Annotated in this window: 1 protein-coding gene; it reads right to left on the bottom strand. The window is 54.5% G+C overall.

Going from position 1 to position 231, the window contains the following annotated elements:
* Positions 1-231 (bottom strand): transposase (locus ACTHSP_RS24210; RefSeq protein WP_440347246.1); only part of this gene is annotated, 231 nt, incomplete at both ends.

Genomic DNA, 231 nt, shown 5'->3' with positions numbered 1-231 from the left:
AACACATCGCCTTCAGATGGCTTTGCGCACTCACTTTAATCAGCCCGAAATAGGCTGCCCGGGCATAGCGGAATGTACGGTGCAGCGTACCGAAGCTCTGTTCGACCACATAACGGGTCTTCGACAAATATCGGTTGCGTTTGGGTTGCACTTCCGTCAGCGGACGGTTGCGGTGGGCTTTGCGCATAATGCCGTCCAGCAACCGAGGTTCTTTCAGAGGTTGCCGGTTTT

The sequence above is a fragment of the Neisseria sp. P0001.S005 genome, assembly GCF_051963715.1.
The sequence above is the reverse complement of the archived record's forward strand: the minus strand, read 5'-3'. Positions and strand labels throughout refer to the sequence as shown.